This window comes from Synechococcus sp. B60.1 (assembly GCF_047462555.1).
GTDB lineage: Bacteria > Cyanobacteriota > Cyanobacteriia > Thermostichales > Thermostichaceae > Thermostichus.
Genome location: NZ_JANSJN010000131.1, coordinates 1 through 6065, shown reverse-complemented (window position 1 = coordinate 6065; position 6065 = coordinate 1). Strand labels below are relative to the sequence as shown.

The 6065-nt window shown below is 61.4% G+C and carries 6 protein-coding genes; all 6 read right to left on the bottom strand.

Going from position 1 to position 6065, the window contains the following annotated elements; all coding sequences use genetic code 11:
* Positions 1-695, bottom strand: a 695-nt coding sequence (locus NW863_RS12005; RefSeq protein WP_414366612.1) for an RNA polymerase sigma factor SigF, incomplete at its 3' end; no start/stop codon positions are given.
* 547 nt (positions 696-1242) lie between these two features.
* Positions 1243-2397 (bottom strand): tetratricopeptide repeat protein, encoded by a 1155-nt coding sequence (locus NW863_RS12000; protein ID WP_414334960.1) that lies wholly within the window; start codon positions 2395-2397, stop codon positions 1243-1245.
* Between the two features lie 24 nt (positions 2398-2421).
* Positions 2422-2727, bottom strand: coding sequence for a hypothetical protein (locus tag NW863_RS11995; RefSeq protein WP_414334959.1), 306 nt, complete (start codon positions 2725-2727; stop codon positions 2422-2424).
* A 118-nt stretch (positions 2728-2845) separates the two neighbouring features.
* Complete coding sequence (locus NW863_RS11990) at positions 2846-3634, bottom strand: hypothetical protein (RefSeq protein WP_414366610.1); 789 nt, start codon at positions 3632-3634, stop codon at positions 2846-2848.
* Between the two features lie 31 nt (positions 3635-3665).
* On the bottom strand, positions 3666-4979 hold the full coding sequence (gene hisD / locus NW863_RS11985) for a histidinol dehydrogenase (RefSeq protein ID WP_414334957.1): 1314 nt from the start codon (positions 4977-4979) through the stop codon (positions 3666-3668).
* Positions 4980-5219: 240 nt separating this feature from the next.
* Positions 5220-6065 (bottom strand): hypothetical protein (locus NW863_RS11980; protein ID WP_414366608.1); only part of this gene is annotated, 846 nt, incomplete at its 5' end.

The following is a 6065-nucleotide window of genomic DNA, read 5'->3' as shown; positions in this document are numbered from 1 at the left end:
CTGATCCCCAGCCGCTCTGCCGTTTCTTTCTGGGTGAGGTCGTAGAAGAAGACAAATTCCAAAATCTGGCGGGTGCGTTCTTCCAGCTTGGCTAAGGCATGTTGCAGACGGATGCGGTCTTCTTCAGCCAGTTGAAAGCTGCGGTAGCGCTGATCGGGAACGACATCTCCCAACGCAACACTGTCTTCCTCAGTTTGAATCGGGGCATCGAGGCTGAGCAAGAGGCTGTTTTGTCGAGCCAGCTCCATCTCTCGCCATTCCTGCTCCGTTAGTTGCAAGGCTTCCCTCACCTCCGCCTCAGAGGGGGGACGGCCCAACTCTTGCCGCAGGCGCGCAATCACCTTCTTGGCTTGCCGCTGCAGAGTCACCCAGCGGCGTGGGATCCGCATTGTTGGGCTTTTGTCTCGCAGGTAGTGTTGAATTTCTCCGCGAATGTAGGGCATAGCGAAGGAGCTGAAGGCCAGGCCGCGGGTAATATCGAAGCGCTCGATGGCTTGGATGAGCCCTATGCATCCCACTTGCACCAGGTCGTCGTAGGCCTCATTGCATTGGCTGCGCCAGTGGTGGGCTTCTTTACGCACCAAGCCCAGGTTCATTTCCACCAGCCGGTTGCGCAGGGCCGGATCCCGAGTCTGGTGGTACAGTCGCAACAGTGCAGCAGTTTGAGCTTTAACATCTTCATGTTTGGATGCCATAGACGCACCCACAGCTCGGGATCCAGAATCGCCAATACTAGCTTTAGTCAAAGATAGGGGAGCCGCGGCTGTCGATGGCGTTGGCGGCTCGGAGGCGTCGAGAGAAGACCGCTGAGGAGCTGTTAGCATAGACAACTACTTTTTTTCTTTTCTTTACTTTTTGAGCTGCAGTCATTTAAGACCCGATCAGTACCCAAACAACTCAAAGGCGGCGGATGCCAGGCGAAACCAGACTTCCCCTGGAACCAACCGCGAAGAAGCTTGCAGGCAGACAGTATCAGGTTGTGTCCATGAAAATGCTACCAGATGTTAAGAAGAACACATCCTGCCCCCGAGATTTGCCAGGAGCTGGAGTGTTCTCAGTTTGCTCAGGTTTTTCGCTGTAAGCAACAGCATCTCTACGGAAAATCAGCGGGTTTCCTCTGCATTGGGCGGAGCCACCAGATTGCTGTTGCCGGCCCATCCTCTGGAACTCAGGACGCAGACGATGAGCAACTAAAGTTGCTTACGGGCTTTTCCGCCCCGCACGAAATACGGAGCTACCAAGCTATCCCTCCGTGTCGGTTCCAAGGCCGGAGAGGGCTGTCAGGAAGGCCGTAAAGCTCGGCTCACTGCGAATGAGGTCGAAATAGGGCTCAGAGGAGAGCAAGGGGCGGTAGCGCTCCGGCTGCAGGCGCAGGGCTTGCTCCAAGGCTTGCAGAGCCTGGGGCACCTGACCTTCCCAGGCGCAGCAGCAGGCTTTGGCGTAGTGGGCCTCGGCATCTTCGGGATCCATCTGCAGGGCCCGGTCAAAACTCTGGATGGCCAGCCCGTAGAGGTTTAAGTCCATCAGCACCAGGCCGCGCTGCACCCAGATCTGAGGGCGCTGGGGATCCTGGGCCAGGGCGCGGTCGTAGCTGTTGAGAGCTTCCATCCAGTTGCCCAGGCGGTGGTGGGCAAGGGCGTGGCCGGCCCAGAGGGAAGCCGATGCGGATCCCAGTTGCAGGGCCCGTTCATAGCTGGCCAGGGCCTCGGCGTAGCGCTCCAGGTGCACTAGGGCCAGCCCGCGACTTTGCCAAACCTGGGGATTGCTGGGGTTAATGGCCAGGGCTTTGTCGTAGCTAGCTAGGGATCCCTGCCACTGCCCCAGCGAGGCCAAGGTTAGCCCGTGCAGATACCACGTTTCCGAGCTATCGGGGCGGAAGGTGAGAATCTGCTCGTAGGCGCGCAGGGCCTCTTGGTAGCGGCCCAGTTGCCGCAGTGTGTTGGCCTGGTTAAAGCGGGCCTCAAAAAAATCCGGCTTTAGGTGCAAAGCCCGCTCGTAGCTGGCCAGCGCTTCCTGGTGACGGCCGAGATCGTCCAGTAGAGAGCCGCGGTTGTTCCAGGCTTCGGGAAAATCTGGCTTTAGCTCCAGGGCACGATCGTAGCTGGCCAGGGCAGCTTGGGCCTGCCCCAGGTGGTCGAGGGTGGTGGCGCGGTTGTACCAGGCAATGGGATCCTGGGGCCGATCTGCCACCGCCTGTTCGAAGGGCTGCAGTTGGGCCCCCTGTTCCACCGTAAGGGCAGAGAGGTCAACCGCCGTTGCCGGCCAAACAGTTGTCGAGTCTGGGGGAGCAGCCTGCTGCTGTCGTCGCAGCCACCAGGCCCAGCCGCCGGCCAAGAGCAACAGGCCCACCCCCAGCAGCAGCACACCCACATCGCTCGGAGCAATCGCAAACGGCATGACCCACTTCCTTGCCGCGCGACTCTACATCATCACCAAAAACGGCAGGGGATCGCTGGGCCCTGCCGGCGAGATCAGCTCGATGCGTTTTTCGCCAGGGTAGGTGCTGGGATCGATCTCAAAAGTTACGGTCAGTGCCTCGGCAGTGGCCTGCACCGGCCCTTGGGAGCGCCCTAAGGGATCCCCGAAGCTAACCCGGATCCCTTTGCCCGCCGGGCTGACGCGGATCTCCGTCACTTGATCCAGATGGGATCCCTCCAGTGTACAGACGATAACATCGCCCACAAAGGCTTCCAGAGGCCATCCCCGCCGTACCTGCGGTCTTGACATGCTCGCCCCACTCCTTGGTTATCGACGGTTATCGACGTTGCCCTTGGATCCCTTGGCCCTGCTGCGTCGCCCGCGGTCTTGGATCCGCTAACGCCAAGCTCAGGGCTATCGAGAAGGGCTACCTGATGTTTAGCCCAAAGTTCCCGGCATGACAAATGGCCGCTGACCCTGCGGGAACAGCCCCAATCCAGCCCTCTTCCAAACCCGAGGAATCGGGGACGGTCAGCGTGGCCGTTCCCCGCACCAACCAATCGGAAGAGGAACCAACGCTCACCAGCCGCGGCACCTCTTCCAGGCTATCGGCCACGGCAAACAGCACCCGCCCTCGCGCCTGGGGATCCCAGCCCAGCAGCTCGGCATATCCCAGGGCCGGCGGTGGCTCCCAAACCTGTACCGGCGGGATCCCGGTCGAGTCGGTGGGCAAGGGCCAGATCACCGCCCGATCCCAGCTCAAATCGGTTTGGAACCAGCCTGTGTACTCCCGCGCCAGCAGAGTGTTGTCCTGCCAGGCCAGAGGCAGGATCATGGCAAAATCCAAGGGCTCGGCGGGGTCGTACACAGACGCTGAAGCTTGATAGATCACTTGCAAGGCTTGGGTACGAGTGTTCTTGGCAAACAACACACTGGTCAACCGACTGGCCTGAGGGGTGGCCACCAAATCCAGCCGCGTGTACACCTGCCACTGCGGATCCGGTGCCGGCAGAGGCCGGCTGCGCAGCAGGCCAATCAGCGTACACTGCCGTTGCCGCGCCTGCTCCTGCAGGGCATACACCCACTCCCACGGCACGGCCAGCGGCGGAGAAGGGATCCCCTCCGCAGCCGCCATCGTCGCCAACAGCAGGGATCCCATGGCCGCAGACAGAGCCCCTCTCCACCACCGCCCCTTTCGCCAGACAGAAGCTGCCATCGTCACCCAACCTGCGGCCAGGCCAAACTCTCTAGCTCCCCTCGGCCAAGCGCAGTTGCACCGAGCGGCCATGGGCGGGCAGCCCCTCCGCTTGTGCCAGAGCTTGGATCGCGCCAGCCACCTCCTGCAAAGCTGCCGAGCCGTATTGGATCAGGCTGGAGTACTTCAGGAAGGTCTCTACCCCTAGAGCTGAGGCGTAGCGAGCCGCCCCCGCCGTGGGCAAGGTGTGGTTGGGCCCGGCCAGGTAGTCTCCCACCGCCTCTGGAGTGTAGTGCCCCAGGAAGATTGCCCCCGCATGGCGAATGGGATCCAGCAGGGCCCAGGGATCCGCCACCTGCAGCTCCAGGTGCTCCGGCGCGAACTGGTTGGACAAGTTGACTGCTGTCGCCAGATCCGGCACTACGGCAATGAGCCCGTAGTTGGCCACCGCCTTTTCCACCATCAGGCGATTGGGGTGGGTCTCCAGTTGGGCCGCCACCGCCTGCTGCACCTGTTGGGCCAACTGGAGATCGGGGGTGAGGAGAACGGCCGCCGCCAGGGGATCATGCTCGGCCTGGGCCAGAAGATCGGCGGCAACATAGAGGGGATTGGCGCTCTCGTCGGCGATGATCAACACCTCGGAAGGCCCTGCCAGCGAGTCGATCCCCACCGTGCCGTATACCAGCTTCTTGGCCAAAGTCACGTAAATGTTGCCGGGGCCGGTGATTACATCCACCTTGGGGATGGTCTCGGTGCCATAGGCCAGCGCCGCAATGGCCTGGGCCCCGCCAACGCGATAGATGGTGTGGATGCCCACTTCTTGGGCGGCCACCAAAATAGCCGGGCTGATCCCCTTGCCCCCCAGCCCGTCCGATCCCGGTGGGGTCACCATGACAATCTCGGGCACCCCCGCCACCTTGGCCGGAATGGCGTTCATCAACACGGTGCTGGGATAGGCGGCCCGCCCTCCTGGAATGTAGAGGCCGGCGCGGTCCACGGGGCGGTACTGCTTGCCCAAGACAATCTCAGGGCCGGGAAAGCTCACCCAACTGCTGGGCACCCGCTGCCGGTGAAAGGCTTCAATGCGCTGTTTGGCCAGGCGCAGGGCCGATAGCAGTTGCGGCGATACCGCCTGGTAGGCCGCCTCCAGCTCCGCCCCCGAGACCTTCAGCTCTGCCACGCTTAACTCCACCTGGTCAAACTCAGCCGTGTAGGCCAGTAGAGCGCGATCCCCCTGACGGCGCACTGCTTGCAGGATCTCCCGCACAGTGGCCTCACGGTGCAGGTTCTGGTCAGCCTGAGTGCGCTCCGAGATCCGTCTAAGCTCGGCTTCAGCCTCGGTTAGCTGGGTGACGATTCTCAGCATGGCAACTCCTTCGCCTAGCGTGCCGTAAGCAGATGGTAGCGAGGGATCCGGTGGCATCGCGGTAGCAAAGCAGATCCTCACTCCACCGGTTCGTGGTGGCCAGAGGAGCCATCCTCGGTCAGGGATCCCGTCTGCACCTGGGGTGATCTGCTATGGTCATAGCTTAGCCTGGATTTTCCGCGGCCAAGAACCGGCCATGGCGCTTTGAGGACGCTGTTTGAAAAGCAGCTTCCTCTGCTTTTACCAGCGCAATTCAGCCGATTTGATTAAATTGCGAAAGTCGTGGATCACCTCTTCGCAGCGGCGGAAAAAAGCCAGTACCCAGTCCCGCAGCACCTTTTGTTGAGATTCGTCCAGCTCCTTGAGGGTGCCCCGGTAGTGGATTTGGCCGCTGCGCTCGATCTCGAACTGGTTGAGCCACTCGGCTGAGGATCCCTGGCGTTCCACCACTTCCTGCCGCGCTGCCTTCCAATAGTTGACGATCACTGCCTTGCCCAAATAGCCGCTTGTGATCTGGCAGAGGCGATTGAGAGATTGCACAAAGACATCCATCTGCATGCGGCTGCCTGTCGCTGCCGGCTGGGTTGCCTCCTCCCTTGGTGTGGGCTTCCCTTCTGCTAGGGTGGAGCTGGGTTGGGTAGGGTTCCGGACGGCCTCCGCCTGGCTGGTCAACAGGCGAAAGGTGGCCAGGCCCTTCGGCGTATCCTGTTGCAGCTCGGCTCGCAGGCGGTTGACGGCCAAGGTGTAGACCGGCATCACCAGCTCGTCATTGACCGCCACCAGCAACACCCACTCCGGCCCTAAGGGGTAGACAAAGACTCGTTGCTCGGCAAACTGAAAGTCAAAGTAGTCAAGGCCTGGGGGCATGGTCTGCAAAACCTGAAACAGCCCTTCGGCAAGGGCCTGCTGCTGCCGGCTGTCCAAGTTCTGAAAAGAGCGGTAGAAAAAAGGGCGGCCTGTCCGACTCAGGAGCGCCACCCCCATCACCCCCCGGATGGACAAAAAACTCTCGAGTGTTTCCTTCTCCATGCCCCTCAGGAGCCAACTCGGCCAACACAGCAGAGTGGGTCGGTAGCCCCGTACTTT